Genomic DNA, 19,551 nt, shown 5'->3' with positions numbered 1-19,551 from the left:
CCAAGCGAACTGTGGCCAAGGCATTGCGGGAGGCCGGAGTGACGATTCGGCCGAGGGGGGCAGTACCGCTGAGGGTACGGATTACCGCAACCACGATCCGGCAGATGGACGACTGGCGTCGAACACCAGCCTAGCCACCCTCTTGCTGCATGTCGTCGACGACATATACTGTCGATGGCGTGAGCGAACTGTTCGCCATCGAGATCGAGCCCGAGGTGCGGGACTGGCTGGAAGCCCTACCAGCCAGACACTTCCTCAAGATCGACGAATACGTCGGCCTGCTCGCCGCACAAGCAGAGTCGCTGGGCGAACCCTACGCCCGATATCTTGGCGACGGGGTCCGCGAACTGCGCCCAACACTGGATGGCGCAGCCATCCGCATCACCTACTGGCTCGCACCTGGACGACGAGCCATCCTGCTGACGGTGTTCCGCAAGACTCGAATGCGAGAAGACGCCGAGGTCAAACGCGCGAAACTCGCACAACAGACCTGCCAGGCCGAACACGAGCCCGCCCACCAAGAATTCATCCGCACAATCGAGAAGGGAGAACTGGACCGATGAGCCACGCACGCTGGAAGGCCCTCCGGGAACGCAAACTCGCTGAGAGCTACACCGAACCCGACGATGTCACCGAGGCCCGCCGCGAAATCCAACTCTCCATGGCACTGGCCAAAGCCGTCTACGACCGCCGCACCGAACTCGGACTCACCCAAACCGACCTCGCCGAACGCGCCGGCCTGACCCAAGCCAAAATCTCACGCATCGAAGGCTCCGACACCGTCCCAACCCTCCCCCTACTCGCCAAACTCGCCGACGCCCTCGACGCCACCCTCAACATCGCACTCGACGCCGACGACACCCGAGTCAACTTCACCAGCCACCATACTGACGCAGCCTGAACGTGACGTCGCCTCGGCGAGACCTGGCGCTGACTGCGATCAGTCAGTGCGCTGCACCATGATGCAGGGGTAACTAAGTGACATACGCTGCGTGAGCAGGAGAAATTATCGCCATCATGGATGACGAAAACTACCAAGCACATTATCGACGTGAAGTCCTCGCCTACGACAATCAGTTGCGGCGACATGGATTCACCCGTATATGTAACTACCGTCGATCGCTCACCGCCTCGGATGTAACGAGCTTCGAGGAAGTCCTGGACTCCGCGTCCAACGAGCACCCGCTCCAAACTTTCCTAGCCGAGCGACCGCATCTGCTGGTCAACACTCATTTAGCCCACGGCTGCCGCTGGGTCAAGGCTCAGCCGCGATTGGGTGCGCAGTACGTTCCAGACTTCATGGTTGCCCGTATGAACAGCAGCGGCTTGGAATGGACCCTGATCGAGCTGCAGAGCCCTCGCGGCGGACTGTTCTTGGCGAACAACCAGCCAGGATCCCAATTACGGGAAGGCATCGATCAAGTATCGCGATGGAGAGGGCTGCTCACCCGATGGGGTACAGCGGTTGCAACGTCCGAAGGTTATCCAGCACTGTCGCCTGACTTCCGCGGGATAGTTCTAATCGGACGGAGCGGAGACAAGCTCCAGGATCTCGCCGGACTACAACGAGTCCGAGATCTCCAGTACAGCAATGGCCTACAAATCTGGTCGTACGACTCGATTGCTCGTTCCACCCGCCAGTCATTGCGTTATAGGAATACCAAACCGGACTACGACGGCTCCGTCGATGACTGCCTAATCGACCACCGAGCCGAACAGACGCAAACCCCAAGTCATCCTTGACGGACGTCGATTGCACACCGATCGAAACGGCAAAGGCCCGGTCCTGATGGACCGGGCCTTTTGAAGTGGACATGGCGGGAAGATTTCAATATCCGCGAGGTTCCAGCAGGACATAAATGTTGTCACAGCGGGGTCAGCCCACGACGCTTCGACAGCAGCGTCACATCTTTCTTATTGACGTTCCGCTGCAGGCTACGGAGAACCGCGTCCTCGGTTTCTGCGTCCAAAAGATCTGGCGCCGCTCACGCGCCCTCGTAATCGCCGTGTAGAAGATATTGTGTGATATGTATCTTCATTGGCGTCCGTAACTACTGGAACTGGTTCGAGTAGGGACTGCCATATGACAAAGCCGCAGGTCGTCGACCTGCGGCTTTGCACTCGTGGAGCTGCCGGGAATCGAACCCGGATTAGGGTCCTGGCAGGGGTGTCGATTTGGGATCTACCTGCAAAAACACATCACGGCGAGTCACGCTCAATCACGGGTTTTCTCGGCGGGTTGTGCCCAAAATGTGCCCACATCAGTGCGGTACGTCGTCGTCTCCGGTCGCTGCTCGGCGCCACTTCGCCGCCCATTCGGCCTTGGCGTGGTCCTCCGGCATCGATTCGAGCGACTGTGCCACGACTTCGCGGCTGCGTTCGGCATTACCGAGAGTGCGAAGTACCCGGGCGCGTTGCAGGCCGAAGAACCCCGGCGTGTACCAATACCCGGCGTCCGGCGGTGGCTCATCTGCGGCCGCGTCTGCTTCGGAATCGGCGAGCAGGAGGGCACGCTCAGCGCCGTGCCGATCGCCCGCCACCGCGAGCACGCGAGCGTGCTGATAGCGCTCGTACACGCGAATCAGGGGGTGCAAACGAGGCACGGACAGCACAGCGTCGACCATCTGTGCCGCTTCGTCGAGCCGTCCACGCTCGAGGCGAACGTACGCGCCGAAGCTGAGCCCGTGCGCGAGCTGGTCGCTCCCGCCGGCATGTTCGGCGAGAGCAATGGACCGGTCCAGGCTGCGCAGGGAGGCTTTACCGGCGCCCGTCGCATGCTCAAGCCAACCGCGGTACTGGGTGACCTCGCTCGCCAGCGCCGCGGCCCGGGAGGCATGCCGCGCGCGAGCCTGGTCCGCGAACTGCTCGGCCATTGCCGACATGCCTTGCACCACCGCAACAACCGCAGCCGGTCCAGCTGCGTCCTCGATGCGTCGCGTTGCCGACAGCATGACCGCGACGTCGTCCAGGCTGCTCGAATCGACCTTCCCGGGAGAGTCCGAGACTGCCGACAGCCGTTCAAGATCCGTACCCAGCGTCCGTTCGTAGGCGCACACAACCTCATGTGTCGCAGGCCGTTTCCCGGACTCGATGAGGCTCAGGTAGGCGGGGCTGTAGTTCGTCATCTGTGCCATCGAGCGCAGCGACACCCCTGCCGATTTGCGCGCTGTGCGCAGTAGCGCCCCCTGGTCCATCTCCCCACGGTAGCGATGGAAAACAGGTGTCAACACGGCAATGGGGTCACAACCAGGTGAACCGGCTGAAACTGAGATCAGCACCCGGCACCGGGTCGACGCCGCCCCCCGAAGCGGTAGTCCTCGGTGCCGGGTGTACCCAACCACACCACACTGCGCCGAAGGGTCACCGTATGACCACAGAGCTTGCAACCGTTCTCATCGTCATGGCCGCCGTGGGCGGTCTGCTGATCCTCGTGTTCTGGGTCCTGCCGTGGCTACTCGAGCTCGGCGGCGAACCCGACGAGCGGGTGCCGTTCCGTGAGGTCATGGACCGCATCGACAGCGAGGACAAGCGGTGACGACTCGGCGCTCCTGGGTGCAGGACTACTGCGAGGACGGCAACATGCCCGCCGACGAGAAGCACGCGCGTGGCTTGCTGAAGATCCACGCGAGCTGCACACCGCCGTGCCCGCGCAAGGTGTCCGCGGAGCGGTTTCTCCGGGAGCTCGACGGAGGCAGCACACCGAGCAAGGGGTAGGCTCGGACACCGGTTACGTCACGTGACGCGAGCCGGGGTCGTAGCGGAGCGACGGACCGGGGTACTCATCATCGAGTGCCCCGGTTTTTCGTTGCGGGAGCGATCGGCAGTCAGTCCAGTCTCCAGGCGATACGGTGGCCGCGTGGACGCGAAAACCGTTGGGGACGTTGTAGAGCTGATCGGAACGCTGATCACGGCCGCGGGTCTGTTCTATGCCTGGCACAAGGCATCCGGCCGCCTCAGTCGCATCGTTCGCGCGTTCAACGACTGGCAGGCCGACCTTAGACGGGTCCTGCGCGGTCGTCGCCAGGAAACGGTACAAGCGCAAGGAACTGACGTGATCGCGGTGGCCGATGCCGCGGCGGTTGTCGAGCCGGGGCCAGCGGTCGACACCAGTAAGTCGGTCCCCGAACAGATTCAGAGCCTCGGCGAACAAATCCGGGCGGCTCGCATAGACCTTCGCAACACCAACGCGCGAGTCGATGGACTGCGCGATGCGCCGAAGCTGGGCCGCGATGACGTCGACAACGCTGTTGCGGACGCGCTGTCGGACTTCAAGCTGGAACTCGACGTGCTCGCCACGGCGGACCTCACTGTCGCACTGATCGGCATCGGCACAACCGCAGTAGGAATCATCATCGGAATGTTCGGCTGAACACCGGCGTCCGGGAACCGTAGAGAGCAAACCCGCTGGCGCCTACCCGTGGCGTTCGACCGAGGGGGGCGGGGAGATCCCGCCAACCACCTAGCCGCGACGGCGTTCCCGGTCCCACCGCGACAAGGCGGCCCGTCGATGACGCTCCGACTTCGGCGGGTCGACAGTCGGATTCAGCCGCGCCACGTAATCGCCCTGGGCGCGCTCGAGCGCACGCAACTCAGCCGAAAGCCGCACCACCGAATTCGGTCGCGGGTCCTCGCGGGCAAGTTCCGCGTCCAGCTGTGCCTGGATCACCACCGCACGGTCGGCAGCCTGCCCGGCGAGTGTCAGGTACTCCTGCTCCTGCTCGGTCCACTCATGCCCCGGTGCCAGCGCGGCGTCCATGCGCCTGCGCAGCTCCTCCGACGGCTTCACCTTGCCCATGCTCACCAGTACCTCCGGTCGCTGATCTCCTCGCGGAAAGCTCGATGGAACTCCGGGGAGCCCGGAGCAGGGACGGGGTCGAGCGCCCACAGCTTCAGCCCACGGACCCGACCGGCGGCCCGGTGGATCGCCTCGAGCTCGAGGCGGACCGGTGAGGGATGCCCCTTCGGCCGAGTCACGATCAGCTGCGCGATCCGCTCCAGTTCGGCCGGGGTGAACTCCCGGACGGCCGCCGCGGAATATCCGTGGTTCTTCAAACGGGCCACCACCTACCTCCTTCCGGTAATTCCCGTCGCAGTGCAGCCAGCCACAGGCGCTATGCCTCCCGTGCGAGCTCGCGCGCCCCGGGGAGGGGCGCCCCCCTGGGTCAGAGCAGCGTGACTTTCTTGCGCCGGTCGCTCGGCCTGTTGTCGGTGTCGCGGATGGTGCGGCTGATGTCCTGCCACTGCTTGTAGCGTGCTCGCGTCTCGGTGAGACTGCGGGGCACGTGGATGCGGAACCCGTTGTGCTGTCCGCGTGCGATGGCGAGCACCGTGGCGTTCGGGTCCTGCTTGATGTGGTGCACAAGGTTCTGTGCCGCGCGTCCGAGCTGTCCTGTCTCGCCGTTGACGATGCGGTCACTCAGTGCGTGAGCGTCGAGGATGACGTGGCCCGGCCGATACCAACGCTCGGCTTACGGCACATCGAAGCCATGAAGCGCCGGGTAGATGCCGATGACCTCGTAGCGCTGGCCGTTGCGTTGGGCGCCAATCCGAACGCGCTACTCCTCCCGCCGACCGACAGCTCCCTTCACCTGGTGGAGATCACCGGGTCGCGCGACCTGACCGCCGCAGACGCATGGTCTTGGGCACGGGGGGAGCGATATCTTCCGCGGGCACTCTCCGAGATCCCGCCAACTGTCCCGGCGGAGAACCGCCACACCTACGCGCAGGCCGACTTCGAGAACAGCACCGACCCCGCGGTGCAGAACTGGACAGATCAGCCAAATATCGTCGTCGTCCCGCAGGACATCGAGGAGTGAGACGTGGCGACGATTGAGCCGTACAAGCTGTGCAAGCCAGAGTGCCCCGCTGACTGCACGAAGCGAGAGCACCAGCGCCACATGGTCCGCTACCGCAAACCCGATGGGAAGCAGACGAAAAAGCGCGGGTTCCGGCGCAAAGTCGACGCCGAGAGCTTCGCCGCCACGGTCGAGGTCAAGAAGATGACCGGCGACTACATCGCGCCGTCGATGGGTCGGCTTACGGTCGCCGAGATGGGCGCGGCGTGGATCGCGCGCCAGGTCCACACCAAGGAATCGTGGTCTGAGCGCGTCGAGTCGATTTGGCGAGTGCACATCGAGCCGCATTGGGGCACAAGGCAACTCGCATCAATTACGCGGCCTGAGATTCGCGATTGGATCGCTGGAATCGACCGGGCGCCGTCGACGGTCGCCGACATTCACGGGGTGCTGTCCTCGATCCTCAGTGAGGCGGTCGACGAGCGGCGGATACCGGCGAACCCGGCCGCCGGTGTACCGCTCCCCCGCCGGGTGCCGGTCGATCACGTCTACCTCACCCACGACCAGGTGGCCCGTCTCGCTGCCGAGTGCAGTAGGAACCATGAGATTGTGATGCTGCTCGCGTACTCGGGCCTGCGGTGGGGTGAAATGGCCGCGCTGCGCCCGCGTGACGTGGACCTCCGACGGCGGCGGATCCATGTCGTGCGCTCGGCGTCCAAGGTGAACTCGCGGACGGTGATCACCACACCGAAGACGTGGGAACTGCGATCGGTCGCGGTGCCCGCGGAGGTTGCCGACCTCCTGGCGCCGGTCGTTGCCGCGCAGCGTGACCCTGTGGGCCTGCTGTGGTCGCGCCCGTCCGACGGCGGGCCGATCCGGCCGCCGACCACAACCCACTGGTTCACCAAGGCGGTGGGCCGGTGCATCGCGGCGTCCGTGCCGCTTGACGACGACGGCCAGCCGGACGGCCCGGCGACGTTCCCGCGCGTGACGGCTCACCAGCTGCGCCACACCGCGGCGTCGCTCATGATCGCCAGCGGCGCACATGTGAAGACGATCCAACGCCAACTCGGTCACAAGTCAGCGACGATGACGCTCGACAACTACGGGCACCTTTTCGACGACGATCTCGACGGCGTGGCCGATCGGATGGGCGCCGGATTCCGCGATGCCGCGGCGAGATGTGCCCAAAATGTGCCCACGCGGCCCGACCTCCGGGTAGTCGGGGCATGAAAAAAGCCCCCGACCTGCTGGTATCAGGTCGGGGGCCTCGTGGAGCTGCCGGGAATCGAACCCGGGTCCTCCGCCGCGTCTTCAGGGCTTCTCCGTGTGCAGTTCGCTGTGTCTCTACTCGGATCTCCGGGTCCCGCGAACAAGCCCGGATGACGATCCCAGCCGCTGTTCGATGTCCCGCCCTACTCCGCGACCGAGTAGGACGGTTAGCCCTCTAGCTGATGCCGGCACCGGAGCCGAGGGCATGCCCCGGGCCGACAGAGACGCTCTGCTGATCAGGCAGCGAGAGCGTACTCGCGCTGATTGGAATCGGCGCTTAATTGGTTGCAACGACGCTTACGGTGGTCTCTTGCCTGCACCGACACGCTTCCCCTAAATCTACGTACGCAGTCGAAACCGTTCAGCCCCGTACGCCCCAGCACCTTGCCGGGCTGTTCATGTTAACACCGGGGAAAGCGCGGATCATCCCGATATCCGGCGGTGGCGGTCGCCACACCCGAAGGCGATCTACGGACGCGGCCCGGAGGTGGACGCCGACCCACGAGGGCGCGCCGCGAGCACATGCGCCGAGCGCCCCGCGACCGAATCTCGAGTCACCGGCTCCGGCGAGCACCTCGCCTCCCCCTTCCCGGATGCTGGTAGTCGATTCTCGAGGTCCGACGACGAACCCGACTTACACTGCACGAGCCGTACGATCGGCTCTGAGCAGCGGATCTCGATTTCAGACTAAGGAAACACTTTGGCAGTTCGCACCATTCGGGACAGGTTGCTGCGCCTGTCCGCCCTCACCGTCATCGCCGGGCTCGTCCTGACCGGATGTTCCGTCCTGCGTGGCGAGCCGACCGGAGCCATCGAACCCGGAGTCACCGCCGACCCGTGTCCGAACGCGGTCGACTCCCGCAAAGGGTGTATCTATCTGGGCGTGCTGTCCGATCTGACGAGTGGGCCGTTCGCCGCGCTGGGCAAGGACATCAACAACGGCCAGTTGGCGTTCTGGAAGGCGGTGAACGAAGCGGGCGGGATCGGCGGCAAGTACGAGGTGGACATCGCCACGTACACCGAGGATACGAACTACGATCTGCAGAAACATGCCGAGGCCTACCGGCGGATCGAGCCGCATGTCCTCGCGCTCTCGATGAGTTTGGGCACGGTGCAGACGCAGAAGGTACTTCCCGAGATGGACGCGGCGAACATGGTCGCCATTGCCGGAACCCTGTGGTCGGGTTGGCAATTCGAGAACAGCGACAAGGGTCTGCTGCTGGAGTCCGGCTACTCCTACTGCTCCGAGGCGATCATCGCCCTGGACTGGATCGCCGAGCACGAAGCCAAGCCGAGTTCGATCGCCACCGTCAGCTACCAGGGCGACTACGGCGGCGACTACGCCACCGGCGCCAAGAAATGGGCGTCGGCCAATCGGGTCGACCTGGTGGCGCAGATAGACACCGAGCCGAACACCCAGATCGGCAACCAAGACGCGGCGGTCGCGAAGATCCTCAATACCAGAGCGGATCTCGTGCTCCTTGCCACAGGGCCCGCGGAAGCGGGCGAGATCATGGGCAAGGCGGCACTGGCCGGTTTCCCTGGCAGGTTCCTCGGCTCCGGCCCGACGTGGAACGGCGGCCTGCTGAAAAGTCCTGCGGCCTCGGCGATCACCGCTCGCTACAACATGACCTCACCGCTGGACGGCTGGGACGGAACCAGCGCGGGCGCCAAGAGGGCCAGGGCCTCGGCGACTCGAGAACCCTCCACCTGGGGTTACAGCGCGGGCTGGATGTTCTCCTATCCGATGAAGGCGCTGCTCACCCGGGCGGTCAACGAAGGCAAGCTGACCCGCAAGGGTGTCCGTCAAGCAGTGCACGGCCTGCGCGTCGACTACGAGGGCGCGATTCCGGAACACACCTACGGCGCGGTCAAGCCGGACCTCACCCGGCAGCGCGCCGTGATCGAAGTGCCTGATCAGACCGCGCCGCTGGGCGCGAGGACGCTGGCGACCGACTATCACGGCCCGACTCAGGACCGCATCACCCTCAACGAGCCCTGCGTGCAGCCGTAAGCGAGCAAGAAATGCCTTTTCCTCATACTTTTCGTCGGCTACTTCGTCTCGTGGCCGCTCCCCTCACGCTCGGGCTCGTCCTGACCGGCGGCTGTTCGGCCTCGTCGCCCGCCGCCGCACCCGGCGTCACCCGCGAAGCCTGCCCCCACGCGATCCAGCGTGACAAGGGCTGTATCTATCTCGGCGTTCTGTCGGACCTGAACAACGGCCCCTTCGCTCCGCTAGGAAAGTCCTTGCAGGACGGTCAAGTCGCGTTCTGGAACGAGGTGAACAAGCAAGGCGGCATCGGCGGCTACGAGATCGACATCACCACCTACACGCGCGACACGGCCTACGATCCGCGCAGGCACGTCAGGGAATTCGAGAACATAGCGCCGCATGTGCTGGCGCTCGCGATGAGTTTCGGGACCGCGCAGACGCTCGCCGTGCTGCACGAGATGGACGAGGCGGACCTGGTGACCGGGGCAGGCACACTCTGGTCGGGTTGGCAGTACCGCGGCACCGACCGCGATCTGGTGCTCGACGACGGTTTCTCGTACTGCACGGAAGCCGTGCTCGGCCTGGATTGGTTCGCGCAGAACTTCTATCAGCCACGCACGCTCGGCGTGGTCGCCTACCGCGGCAACTACGGCGGCGACTACGCCAGCGGGGCGCTGAAGTGGGCATTGGACAACGGCGCGACGATCACCGAGCGGATCGACACTGGACCCAACACCGAAGTCGGCACACAGGACTACCCGGTCGCCGAGCTGTTGGCCGACCCGCCGGATGTGGTCCTCTTGGCCACCGGCCCGGCCGAAACCGCCGAAATCGTCGGCAAGCTGGCGAAATCCGGTTACACGGGCCGATTCCTCGGGTCCACCCCGACCTGGAACAGCGCGCTGCTCAAGACACCGGCCGCACCCGCGCTCACGGCGCTGTACAACTACACCTCTCCGTTCGACGGCTGGGACGGCGCGAGCACCGGAGCCCAGCGCGCCAGGAACGCCGCGCCGAGCGAACCGACGAACTTCGGCTACAACCTGGGCTGGGCGATCTCGTATCCGCTGAAGGCGCTGCTCACCAAGGCAGCCGAGACCGGCGGCATGGACCGGCCGACACTGCGCAAGGCCCTTGCCGGGCTCACGGTCGACTCCGAGGGAATGGCGGCGCCGCAGATCTACGGGCGTGACGAACCCGATGTCGCGGCGCAGCGCGCGGTGGTCAACGTGCCCGACCCGTCCACTGCGCTGGGGTCGCGCACCGTGGTGGCCGACTATCGCAGTCCCACGCTGAAGCGGATCTCGATGCACGAACCGTGCACGCGGTGATCCGCGCGATCGGCGTGCGTCGATGACGCGTCGGTCCGGGTACGCGCGGACCCGGACCGCGTTTTCGGCACTCGGGCGGCGGACCCGTCACCGAGTGCCCGGCCCGCACCGCGTCGGAGCGGACGCGTGACCTTCAGGCCGCGGCGATGAGCGCGACCGCGGCCAGCGCGAGGATCAAACCGATCAGCTGCTGCCGGTGCACCCGCTCGCCGAGCAGAACCATCGCCAGCAGCACGGTCACCGCCGGATACAGCGAGCCGATCACGCTCACCAGCGACAACAGCGATCCGTGGAAGGCGTACAGCAGCGCCGCGTTGCTGATCACGTCCAGCGCGCTGATATAGCAGGCCAGCCGCAGCGGTTCGCCGCGCAACCGCCCGAAGTCCCTGGCGGCAAGCGCGGTCAGCCAGACCACCGCGGTGGCGGCGATCCGCTGCATGAGCAGGGGCCACAGTCCGGAGTCCGCGGAGGTCTCGTGGAAGAACACAAAGGCAAGACCGTACGCGGCGCCGGACCCGATGGTCAGCGCGGCGACCTTGCGGGTGAACCGCAGTTCGCGGCCGCCGGTGATCTCCTCCGTCACGTCATCCGGCGACTCCCGGCTCACCAAGAGCACGGCTACCAGGGCGAATACGATGCCGGCGAAGGCGAGCGGGCCGGGACGCTCACCGGTCGCCAGACCGGCGAGTACCGGAATGCCCGCGACCAGCACCGCCGTCAGCGGTGACACGACCGCCATCGGACCGCTGGCCAGCGCGGCATAGAACCACCACACCGCGACGCCGCTCGCCAGGCCCGCCGCCGCGCCCCACCACAACGACGCCGCGTCCGGGCTCCCGGGCACGAGCGGGAGCGCCACGAGGACCAGCAGCACCGAGAACGGATAGGAATAGATGACCACACGCAGCGCGGTCACCCGCCGCGACGCCACACCGCCGTAGAAATCGCTCACGCCGTAGCCCACCGCGGCCGCCAGCGCGAGCAGGACGGCGGTCACCTCATGCCTTTGACCCGCCGTCCGAGTTCACGGGTGACCTCTCGCTCGGCGGTGCGCCGGGCCAGGTCCTGCCGCTTGTCGTAGTCCTGCTTGCCCTTGGCCAGCGCCAGCTCGACCTTCACCTTGCCGTCGGAGAAATACATCGACAGCGGCACCAGCGTCTGGTTGCCCTCCCGCGACTTACCGACCAGCCGCTCGATCTCCCGCTTGTGCAGCAGCAGCTTGCGCACCCGGCGCGGCGCGTGGTTCGTCCAGGTGCCGTGGCTGAACTCGGGGATGTGCAGCCCACGCAGCCACACCTCGCCGTTGTCCACCGTCGCGAAGGCGTCCACCAGTGAAGCCTTGCCCTCACGCAGGCTCTTCACCTCGGTGCCGACCAGCGCGATCCCGGCCTCGTAGACGTCCAGGATCGTGTAGTTGTGCCGCGCCCGGCGGTTGGTCGCGATGACCTTGCGCCCCTTCTCCTTCATAACGGTCCACTCTAAGTGACCCGGCAACTGGATTATTCCCGCAGGTCGCGGACGCGCTAACCGCCCTGATGCAGCACCACGTAGAGCGTGAGCACGGCGAGGAACGCGACGAGCAGCGCCACCGTCGACATCCGCGGTACGCCAGGGCGCGGCGGCGGCGGACTGCGGCGCAACCATACGTTCTCGACCGCCGGATCGGTCCGGCCGCGCACATACGGCGGCGTGTCCGGCGTCTCACCCCCCACCGAGCTGATGGAAATGTCATCGCCCGCGTCACTGGAACCATCACCCGGTGCCATAGCCAGAACGGTAGCCGCCGAGAGAGCGGCGCGCCGCAATTCTCGCACGCCGCAACATAGTTGGAACTCAGGCCAGACGCCGCCGGAACACCTCGACGGACGCGCCGGTCGCCAGGTCGGCCGTGTGCACGCCCAGGTCGACTCCGCCCTCGGTGAGCTCGAGAACCATGAAGCCCAGCTCCTGGTAGTTCTCGTACAGCGCACCGTGGCCCGCGCTCGCGGCGAGCCGCGGCTCCGCGCCGACCGTCTTCGCGGCCGCGCCGGACACGACCTGCCTGGTTCCCTTCGACGCCGCCGTGGGTTCGAGCACCTGCAGCGAGTGGTCGTGCCCGGACAGGATGAACTGGCACCGTCCGATCACGTGGTCTTCGAAGAAGCGTTTCACGTGCACGCCGTTGATCGGCTCCAGCGACAGACCCTCGTAGCGGCCCGCGTCCCCGTGCGGGCCGTTGTTCAGATACGGGTGGTGGGTGCAGGCGATCTTCCACGTGGCGGGCGAGTCGGCGAGGGCGCGATCGAGCCAGTCGCGCTGCTCGTTCATGAACTGGCCCTCGACCGCCCAGTACGGCGAGAAGACCGGCGGCACGTAGGCCGCCAGCGGGTTGACGTCGAGGACGAAGAACTCGACGACGGGGTTGCGCTCCGGAATCCGCACCGAGTAGTAGCGGCTCGGCATCCACCAGCGCCGGGAGTTCGCGTGGTACTCCACCTCGGCGTTGCCGCGCAGCAGCCAGCCGCCGTCACCGCCGAGAACCGAGCTGTTGTCGTGGTTGCCCAGCACCATCAACCAGGGGAAATCCAGTCCGGCATTGGGATTTTCGAACTTGTCGGCGAACTGGACGTCGGCCGCGCCGTCGGGCCCGTGCTCGTAGATGTTGTCGCCGAGACCCAATGCCAGCGAGACCGGTTCGCGGCCGTGCAGCGCGCGCATGGCGTCGGCGACCGCCCACTGAGCGCGGGTGCCGGTGCCCGCGTCGCCGGTCACCAGCACCCGCACCCGGCGCTCGTCCGGGAAGGGGAACTTGGTGACACCCTCGGCGACGGGTACCGCATGAGCCGGCGTGCGCCCGACCAACGTGGTCCCGGCCGCGAGGGTGGCCGCACCGGCCAGAAACGCCCTGCGCCCGATCGTGTCGCTCCGGATCACGCTGTCCTCCATAGTTTTCGGCGGCCTTGCCCGGCAACCGTCCCCGCTCATCGGTGACCCGCGTGACGGTAGCGGTTCATCCGGTGGCTAGCACCTCGAGCACCTGTTCGCCGTATTTCGCCAGTTTGTTCTCGCCGACACCGCTGACGCCGCCGAGCTGGGCGAGGCTCGCGGGCTTGCGCGCCGCGATCTCGCGCAGCGTGGCGTCGTGGAAGACGACGTAGGCGGGAACGCCGTGTTCCTTCGCGGTGGCCGCGCGCCATTCGCGCAACTTCTCGAACAGCGGCAGGTCGGTGGGCGTCAGGTCGACGGAGGCCGCCTTGGCGGCCTTCGCGGTCCGGGCGGGCTTGGCCTGGCGTTCGGGCTCGCGGCGCAGCGCTACCTGTCGTCCGTCGAACAGCACCTCACTGCTGGCCTCGGTGAGCGTCAGCACGCCGTAGTCGCCGTGAACGGCCAGCAGCCCGTGCGCGAGCAGTTGCCGCACCACGCCACGCCACTCCACGTCACGCAGGTCGGTGCCGACCCCGAAGACCTTCAGCTCGTGGTGGTCGTATTGCAGGACTTTGGGACTCTTCTTACCGAGCAGGATGTCCACGATGTGCCCCGCGCCGAAGCTCTGGCCGCGTTCCCGCTTCAGCCGCAGCACGGTGGACAGCAACTTCTGCGCGGCCACGGTGCCGTCCCAGGATTGTGGTGGCGACAGGCAGGTGTCGCAGTTGCCGCACGGCAGACCGGGCTCGCCGAAGTAGGCGAGCAGCTGCGTGCGCCGGCAGGCGACCGTCTCGCACAGCGCGAGCATCGCGTCCAGGTGCAATTGGAGCTGGCGCCGGTGGGCGGCGTCGCCCTCGGAGGAGTCGATCAATTTGCGCTGCTGCACCACGTCGCTGAGGCCGTAGACCATCCACGCGGTAGAGGGCAGCCCGTCGCGGCCCGCGCGCCCGGTCTCCTGGTAGTAGCCCTCGACCGACTTCGGCAGGTCGAGATGGGCGACGAAGCGCACGTCGGGCTTGTCGATGCCCATACCGAAGGCGATGGTCGCCACGACGACCAACCCGTCTTCGCGCAGGAAACGCGCCTGGTTCTCCGCGCGGGTGCGGTTGTCCAAGCCCGCGTGGTAGGGCACGGCGGTGACGCCGTTCTCGGTGAGGAACGCCGCTGTCTTCTCCACCGAGTTGCGCGACAGGCAGTAGACGATCCCCGCGTCCCCGGCATGCTCGGTGCGGATGAATTCCAGCAGCTGACGCTCGGGACGATTCTTCGGCTCGATCCGGTACTGGATATTGGGGCGGTCGAAGCTGGACACGAACCTGCGGGCGGCGCCGAGGTCGAGGCGCTGGATGATCTCGTCACGGGTCTTCTCGGTGGCGGTCGCGGTCAGCGCGATCCGCGGTACGTCCGGCCAGCGCTCGTGCAGCAGCGAAAGGCCCAGGTAGTCGGGCCGGAAGTCGTGACCCCACTGGGAGACGCAGTGCGCCTCGTCGATGGCGAACAGCGCGACCTTGCCGCGATCGAGCAGCTGCGCGGTGGAGTCGAGGCGCAACCGTTCCGGGGCCAGGTACAGCAGATCGAGTTCGCCGGCGACGAATTGCGCTTCGACGGCCCGGCGCTCGTCGGGGTACTGGGTGGAGTTGAGGAAGCCCGCGCGCACGCCGAGCGCACTGAGCGCGTCCACCTGGTCCTGCATGAGGGCGATCAGCGGGGAGATCACCACACCGACGCCGGGACGCACCAGCGCGGGGATCTGATAGCAGAGCGACTTGCCGCCGCCGGTCGGCATGAGCACGAGCGCGTCGCCGCCGTCGATCACGCGCTGCACGATCGTCTGCTGCTCACCGCGGAAGCTGTCGTAACCGAAGACTCGGCGTAGAACCTCTTGCGCCGCAACGGATCCAGCGTCCGATCCGGACGCGGCTTCGGTCGCTACCGCAGCGAAATCATCGGGGGGAGTCACCCGGCCCATCCTACGAGCGCACGGGCGGGGCGGTACCCGCACCGTTCGGCGTTCGCCCTGTTGGGCCGCCGAGTTGTCCACATGTGGACAACCGAGACCCTCGCTTTCCGTCACAGCGCGCCGACCTCGCGTTTTCTCCACTCGAGCGAAGTTCGCCGGCCTGCTCGCGGGATCCGGCGCTGTTATGTTGTCGCTCATGGCAAAACGGATAGGGATTCGGGCGTGCGCCGCGGTGCTGAGCGCCGTCGCGGTGACTGCCGGAGTCACCGCGGCGATACCGACGGCGCGGGCGGAGACATTCCCCGCCAGGTGCTCGGACGGCTGGGAGACCACGACGGTGGTCGAAGGGGTCGGCAATCTGGAGAATCTCGATTCCGACGGGCGGGGCGGCTTCTACGTCACCGGTCTGATGGACGGCTACTTGGCGCACGTCGACCGGGCCGGACGATTGGAGAAGCTGGTCACGGACCTGTACCGCCCGGCGGGCGTGCGCGTCGCCGGACGCTACGTCTACTTCCTCACCGGAGACGGGCTCAGCGAACCGCCGGGCACACTCCAGCGCTACGACACCGAGACCGGCGCCGTGCAGGTTCTGCTCACCGGGCTGAACGGGCCCAACGGCCTGCTGTTGCTGCCCGATGGCAGCCTGCTGTTCACCACGATCGGCCTCGGCGGGTCGAACGGAATCTCCCGCTACTGGCCGGCGACCAGCGAGTACGAACGGGATTGGTCGGTGCTGCCGCCCGCCAACGGCCTCGCGCTGGCCGCGGACGGCGAATCGGTCTACGTCGACACCATGACGTTGCAGATCCTCCGCGTCCGGCTGGACGATCCGGCTCATTCCACCACCGTCTCCGGTATCCCGGACCTGGTAGCTCTGCCCGACGATATGGAAGCCACCAAGGCGGGGTCGCTGTTCGTGGCCGATCACATACTCGGCGCCGTCTATCGGGTGGATACGGCGACCGGCGCAACGTGCGCGATCATCACGGGCCTGATCAAACCCGCTCCGGTGCGCAACCCACCGGACGGCGCCACGTCGGTGCGCATCGACCGTGACGGGGACTCCTGGGCGCTGTTCGTCACCAGCATGGACGGCACGCTGCGCCGCCTGCGTCCTCCGGCGGGGATCGACCTCACGCCGGCGACCCCGTGGCGGGCCGGTTAGCTCCGAACATCGCGAGTGCGGTCAGCCGCGCAGGCGGTCGAGGACCTCATCGTGCAGCAGGCCGTTGGTGGCGATGGCGTCGCCACCGTGCGGGCCGGGTGCACCGTTCAGCGAGGAGAAACGCCCGCCCGCTTCGCGGACGAGGATGTCCAGCGCGGCCAGGTCCCACAGGGAGACCTCCGGTTCGGTGGCGATGTCGACTGCGCCCTCGGCGAGCAGGCAGTAATTGAAGAAATCGCCGTAGCCGCGCACACGCCACACATCGTCGGTCAGAGTGATGAACTGCTCGCGCAGGCCGCGGTCGCGCCAGCCGGAAAGACTGGACAATGCCAGGCTGGCCGAACCCAGCTCACCCACGGCGGAGACCGAGATCGCTCGCGCGGCACGCCCTTCGAAACTAGACCATGCCCCCGATCCCGCCGCTGCCCACCAGCGCCGTGCCAGAGCGGGCGCGCTCACCACGCCCACGACCGGTTCACCGTCTTCCAGCAGGGCGATCAGCGTCGCCCAGATGGGCACTCCGCGCACGAAGTTCTTCGTGCCGTCGATCGGGTCGACCACCCATTGCCTCCCGCTGAATTCGGCGGCGCCACCGAATTCCTCACCCAGCACCGCGTCGTCCGGCCGCGCCTCGGACAACACCTGCCGGATCGCCTGCTCGACGGCCAGATCGGCATCCGACACCGGCGTCAGGTCCGGCTTCGCGTCGACCTTCAAATCGAGCGCACCGAAGCGAGCCCGCGTGATCTCGTCGGCGGTATCGGCCAGCCGCAGGGCGAGTTCGAGGTCGGAGGAGTACACAGCCACGCCCCGCACCCTATCGGCCCGGCGCTCACCCCACGGGTTCCAGGGATCGCGCCGCCGTCAACGCGCTCGCCCACCAGTGCAACTGATCCAGCATCGCCGTCGCGGCGGCCGCGGGCTCCTGCGGCTCCCTCGGCTTGCCCTCGTCGTCGAAGAGCAGGTAGTAGCGCGGGAACGACACGTAGTTGCGCACAGTGTGCGCGTTGAGCTCGTTGAAGATCTGCCGCAGGTGCTCGATGGCGAGCAGGCCGCCGGACGCTCCGCTGTAGCCGACGAAACCGATCGCTTTCGCGTTCCACTGGGTGAAGTGCCAGTCGATGACGGCCTTCAGGGACGCGGGGATGCTGCGGTTGTAGTCGGGCGTGACGATGACGAAGGCGTCGGCCGCCGTGAGCCTGCGCGTGAGGTCGGTCATCCCTTCGGGTCGCTGCGGGTCCGGATCCATCGCAGGCGGCACCGCGGGCAGTTCCCAGGGGATGTCCGCCTCGGCCAAGTCGATGACGTCCACCTCGAACGAACCGTGCCGCCGCGCCTGCTCGGTGAACCATGTCGCCACGACCGGCCCGAAACGTCCCTCGCGGACGCTGCCGATGATCACCGCGAGCTTCAGTGGGGCGTTGGACATGCTGTTTCCTCCTCGGATCACAGAACGGCCCGGCCGGGCCGCCCACTCAATCTGCTGCCGGGCACGTGGAACAGGGAGACCGCCGTAAGAGTGGTAGTGGCAGGGACACCCTCCGAGCGTTTCGCCTTGTTAGGTTCGACAGGTGAGCGACAACGAGCTGGGGCTGTTCCTGCGCACCCGCCGCGAGGCGGTGACGCCCGCCCAAGTCGGCCTGCCCACCGGCGCGCGGCGGCGCACCCCCGGACTGCGCCGCGCCGAGCTGGCCACCTTGGCCGGTGTGAGCGTGGAGTACGTCACGCGCCTGGAGCAGGGGCGCGACCGGCGTCCCTCCCCTCCGGTGCTTTCCGCGCTGGCGGACGCGTTGCGTTTGAGCCCCGCCGAACGCGTGCACCTGCACCGGTTGACCAAGTCGGTGGACAGCGGCTTCACCTGCATGGGGGACGCGCAGCCGCTGCGCGAGGTGCGGCCGACGGTGCGCGCGATCCTGGACCGGCTCGAGCCGACGCCAGCCGTCGTGGTCAATCGCCTCACCGAGGTTCTCGCCTACACCGGCGCCTACCACCGGCTGATGGCGCCGACCGGACTCTTCGACGGGCCGCATACCCCGCCCAACCTGGCACGTTTCGTCTTCTGCGTCCCTGGATCCCGGGACGTATACGCGGACTGGGAGCACGTCGCCGACGAGACGGTCGCGACGTTGAAGCAGGGCCCGTTCCGCGCCGACTCGCATATCGCCGCGCTCGCCGACGAGCTCACCGTCACCGTGGGCCCGGCGTTCGCCGACCGGGTCGACACCGTGCCGAGTTTGGCCGCCGCCACCGGCATCACCCGCCTCGCCCATCCCGAAGCCGGATCGCTGCGCCTGGCCTACGAGTTCCTGGAGCTCTCCGCCGACGACGACCAGCGGGTGATCGTCTATCTACCGGCCGACGACGCCACCGCCGCGGCCCTCGACGCACTCGCGGGCCGCCGCCCGGGCGGACTGCGGGCCGTCTCCGGCTGATCGGCACTCGCGGCGCGAGCAGAACCGATCGCAGGCAAATCGAGTACGCCCGCGCGCGGCACAGCCGGAGTCGACCAGGCATGTCGATCGCTGACCCCGTGGGGTGAGGAAACCGGTCGCGGCGCGGTGCTTCCGCAACCCTGCGCTCGCCGTCGGTCCCGGTGACCGCACCTCCGATACCGGCGGTGACCAGCCTGAACGGCGAAACGCTCTGCCGTGTGTGCAAGGTCTCCCTGGCGAACCGTCCTCGGCCACGGGTTTCGGCTGCCGAGCACGCCGATCGCCGCTTCGGCCGGAATCGCCTCGGCCGAGAGTCTCCGAGCGGTTGCGTTAGCTCCGATCGGCGGCGATCCGCGGCCGCACGAGTGGAGTTCGCCACACCGCCCTCCTCGCCCGGAATCCGGCCGCCCGGCAGGACGACTGATCAGGCCCGACCGGCGTACCGTCGCGTGGCCGGGACGAGCGCCCGCGCCGCGAATTCCAAACACCAACTGCGCCAAGCGCGGTCGCCGTTTAGGGTAGAAACCCATGAGGCGTCCGTCACAGCTCACCCGCCCGGCGCGGGCTGTCGAGCGAGCGCGCGACGTCCCGGCGATCCGCCCGCTCGGCCCGCGCCGGGCGCGAGCAACCCGCGCAGGCGCCGTCCCCCGTCACACCGCGCGCACTCGTGTGCTGCGGCCGAAGAGGGGCAGCTAG

23 protein-coding genes and 1 other RNA gene are annotated in these 19,551 nt (G+C 67.1%); 12 read left to right on the top strand and 12 right to left on the bottom strand.

From position 1 onward, the window contains the following. Window positions 1–179 precede the first annotated feature (179 nt). The 3 genes from ABZ824_RS01125 to ABZ824_RS01115 all read left to right on the top strand — a co-directional run bounded on the left by ABZ824_RS01125 (window position 180) and on the right by ABZ824_RS01115 (window position 1,743). The gene (locus tag ABZ824_RS01125; RefSeq protein WP_356960933.1) at window positions 180–563 is read left to right on the top strand and encodes a type II toxin-antitoxin system RelE/ParE family toxin; all 384 of its coding nucleotides are present in this window, start codon (window positions 180–182) and stop codon (window positions 561–563) included. Beyond that, window positions 560–901, top strand: coding sequence for a helix-turn-helix domain-containing protein (locus ABZ824_RS01120; RefSeq protein WP_356960931.1), 342 nt, complete (start codon window positions 560–562; stop codon window positions 899–901). Before ABZ824_RS01125 ends, ABZ824_RS01120 begins: the two co-directional genes overlap by 4 nt. A 116-nt stretch (window positions 902–1,017) precedes the next feature. After that, a complete protein-coding gene (locus ABZ824_RS01115) occupies window positions 1,018–1,743 on the top strand; it encodes a Shedu anti-phage system protein SduA domain-containing protein (RefSeq protein ID WP_356960930.1) in 726 nt (241 codons plus the stop codon). Window positions 1,744–2,261: 518 nt separating this feature from the next. Here ABZ824_RS01115 and ABZ824_RS01110 read toward each other — a convergent pair. Continuing rightward, window positions 2,262–3,194 carry a helix-turn-helix transcriptional regulator gene (locus ABZ824_RS01110; protein WP_356960929.1) on the bottom strand — a complete coding sequence of 311 codons (933 nt, stop codon included), beginning with the start codon at window positions 3,192–3,194 and terminating at the stop codon, window positions 2,262–2,264. A 173-nt stretch (window positions 3,195–3,367) separates the two neighbouring features. Between ABZ824_RS01110 and ABZ824_RS01105 the strand changes: the two genes are divergently transcribed. The 3 genes from ABZ824_RS01105 to ABZ824_RS01095 all read left to right on the top strand — a co-directional run bounded on the left by ABZ824_RS01105 (window position 3,368) and on the right by ABZ824_RS01095 (window position 4,369). Next, window positions 3,368–3,535 (top strand): hypothetical protein, encoded by a 168-nt coding sequence (locus ABZ824_RS01105; protein WP_356960927.1) that lies wholly within the window; start codon window positions 3,368–3,370, stop codon window positions 3,533–3,535. Beyond that, window positions 3,532–3,714 carry a hypothetical protein gene (locus ABZ824_RS01100; RefSeq protein WP_356960925.1) on the top strand — a complete coding sequence of 61 codons (183 nt, stop codon included), beginning with the start codon at window positions 3,532–3,534 and terminating at the stop codon, window positions 3,712–3,714. Before ABZ824_RS01105 ends, ABZ824_RS01100 begins: the two co-directional genes overlap by 4 nt. A 142-nt stretch (window positions 3,715–3,856) precedes the next feature. After that, window positions 3,857–4,369 (top strand): hypothetical protein, encoded by a 513-nt coding sequence (locus tag ABZ824_RS01095; RefSeq protein ID WP_356960924.1) that lies wholly within the window; start codon window positions 3,857–3,859, stop codon window positions 4,367–4,369. A gap of 90 nt (window positions 4,370–4,459) precedes the next feature. On the opposite strand, the gene ABZ824_RS01090 is transcribed toward ABZ824_RS01095, so the two are convergent. The 3 genes from ABZ824_RS01090 to ABZ824_RS01080 form a co-directional block, all read right to left on the bottom strand. Further along, window positions 4,460–4,795 carry a hypothetical protein gene (locus tag ABZ824_RS01090; RefSeq protein WP_356960923.1) on the bottom strand — a complete coding sequence of 112 codons (336 nt, stop codon included), beginning with the start codon at window positions 4,793–4,795 and terminating at the stop codon, window positions 4,460–4,462. A 2-nt stretch (window positions 4,796–4,797) separates the two neighbouring features. Further along, window positions 4,798–5,061 (bottom strand): hypothetical protein, encoded by a 264-nt coding sequence (locus ABZ824_RS01085; RefSeq protein WP_356960922.1) that lies wholly within the window; start codon window positions 5,059–5,061, stop codon window positions 4,798–4,800. Window positions 5,062–5,162: 101 nt separating this feature from the next. Continuing rightward, a complete protein-coding gene (locus tag ABZ824_RS01080) occupies window positions 5,163–5,360 on the bottom strand; it encodes a hypothetical protein (protein ID WP_356960921.1) in 198 nt (65 codons plus the stop codon). A gap of 63 nt (window positions 5,361–5,423) precedes the next feature. On the opposite strand from ABZ824_RS01080, the gene ABZ824_RS01075 reads away from it, so the two are divergent. Both ABZ824_RS01075 and ABZ824_RS01070 read left to right on the top strand, forming a co-directional pair. Beyond that, window positions 5,424–5,816 (top strand): hypothetical protein, encoded by a 393-nt coding sequence (locus ABZ824_RS01075; RefSeq protein ID WP_356960919.1) that lies wholly within the window; start codon window positions 5,424–5,426, stop codon window positions 5,814–5,816. A 3-nt stretch (window positions 5,817–5,819) separates the two neighbouring features. Next, the gene (locus tag ABZ824_RS01070; protein ID WP_356960917.1) at window positions 5,820–7,028 is read left to right on the top strand and encodes a tyrosine-type recombinase/integrase; all 1,209 of its coding nucleotides are present in this window, start codon (window positions 5,820–5,822) and stop codon (window positions 7,026–7,028) included. 37 nt (window positions 7,029–7,065) lie between these two features. Here ABZ824_RS01070 and ssrA read toward each other — a convergent pair. Next, window positions 7,066–7,436: a transfer-messenger RNA gene (gene ssrA, locus ABZ824_RS01065) on the bottom strand. 331 nt (window positions 7,437–7,767) lie between these two features. On the opposite strand from ssrA, the gene ABZ824_RS01060 reads away from it, so the two are divergent. Next, a complete protein-coding gene (locus ABZ824_RS01060) occupies window positions 7,768–9,081 on the top strand; it encodes an ABC transporter substrate-binding protein (RefSeq protein WP_356960915.1) in 1,314 nt (437 codons plus the stop codon). Between the two features lie 50 nt (window positions 9,082–9,131). Then, window positions 9,132–10,391, top strand: a complete 1,260-nt coding sequence (locus ABZ824_RS01055) for an ABC transporter substrate-binding protein (RefSeq protein ID WP_356960913.1) — start codon at window positions 9,132–9,134, stop codon at window positions 10,389–10,391. 133 nt (window positions 10,392–10,524) lie between these two features. On the opposite strand, the gene ABZ824_RS01050 is transcribed toward ABZ824_RS01055, so the two are convergent. The 5 genes from ABZ824_RS01050 to recQ all read right to left on the bottom strand — a co-directional run bounded on the left by ABZ824_RS01050 (window position 10,525) and on the right by recQ (window position 15,255). After that, on the bottom strand, window positions 10,525–11,388 hold the full coding sequence (locus ABZ824_RS01050) for a DMT family transporter (RefSeq protein ID WP_356960911.1): 864 nt from the start codon (window positions 11,386–11,388) through the stop codon (window positions 10,525–10,527). Next, complete coding sequence (gene smpB, locus ABZ824_RS01045; protein WP_174186417.1) at window positions 11,385–11,858, bottom strand: SsrA-binding protein SmpB; 474 nt, start codon at window positions 11,856–11,858, stop codon at window positions 11,385–11,387. Before smpB ends, ABZ824_RS01050 begins: the two co-directional genes overlap by 4 nt. Before the next feature lie 56 nt (window positions 11,859–11,914). Beyond that, window positions 11,915–12,157 (bottom strand): hypothetical protein, encoded by a 243-nt coding sequence (locus ABZ824_RS01040; RefSeq protein ID WP_356960909.1) that lies wholly within the window; start codon window positions 12,155–12,157, stop codon window positions 11,915–11,917. Window positions 12,158–12,224: 67 nt separating this feature from the next. Then, window positions 12,225–13,304 carry a metallophosphoesterase gene (locus ABZ824_RS01035; protein WP_356960907.1) on the bottom strand — a complete coding sequence of 360 codons (1,080 nt, stop codon included), beginning with the start codon at window positions 13,302–13,304 and terminating at the stop codon, window positions 12,225–12,227. 76 nt (window positions 13,305–13,380) lie between these two features. Continuing rightward, window positions 13,381–15,255 (bottom strand): DNA helicase RecQ, encoded by a 1,875-nt coding sequence (recQ, locus tag ABZ824_RS01030; protein ID WP_356960906.1) that lies wholly within the window; start codon window positions 15,253–15,255, stop codon window positions 13,381–13,383. A 196-nt stretch (window positions 15,256–15,451) separates the two neighbouring features. On the opposite strand from recQ, the gene ABZ824_RS01025 reads away from it, so the two are divergent. Next, window positions 15,452–16,423, top strand: coding sequence for a hypothetical protein (locus ABZ824_RS01025; protein WP_356960905.1), 972 nt, complete (start codon window positions 15,452–15,454; stop codon window positions 16,421–16,423). A gap of 21 nt (window positions 16,424–16,444) precedes the next feature. On the opposite strand, the gene hisN is transcribed toward ABZ824_RS01025, so the two are convergent. After that, window positions 16,445–17,230, bottom strand: a complete 786-nt coding sequence (hisN, locus tag ABZ824_RS01020; RefSeq protein WP_355077866.1) for a histidinol-phosphatase — start codon at window positions 17,228–17,230, stop codon at window positions 16,445–16,447. 25 nt (window positions 17,231–17,255) lie between these two features. Further along, the gene (locus ABZ824_RS01015; RefSeq protein ID WP_355077867.1) at window positions 17,256–17,852 is read right to left on the bottom strand and encodes an NAD(P)H-dependent oxidoreductase; all 597 of its coding nucleotides are present in this window, start codon (window positions 17,850–17,852) and stop codon (window positions 17,256–17,258) included. A 142-nt stretch (window positions 17,853–17,994) separates the two neighbouring features. On the opposite strand from ABZ824_RS01015, the gene ABZ824_RS01010 reads away from it, so the two are divergent. Beyond that, a complete protein-coding gene (locus ABZ824_RS01010) occupies window positions 17,995–18,855 on the top strand; it encodes a helix-turn-helix transcriptional regulator (protein WP_355077868.1) in 861 nt (286 codons plus the stop codon). Window positions 18,856–19,551 lie beyond the last annotated feature (696 nt).

The sequence above is a fragment of the Nocardia sp. NPDC047038 genome (assembly GCF_040644075.1).
Lineage (GTDB): Bacteria > Actinomycetota > Actinomycetes > Mycobacteriales > Mycobacteriaceae > Nocardia > Nocardia sichangensis.
The sequence above is the reverse complement of the archived record's forward strand: the minus strand, read 5'-3'. Positions and strand labels throughout refer to the sequence as shown.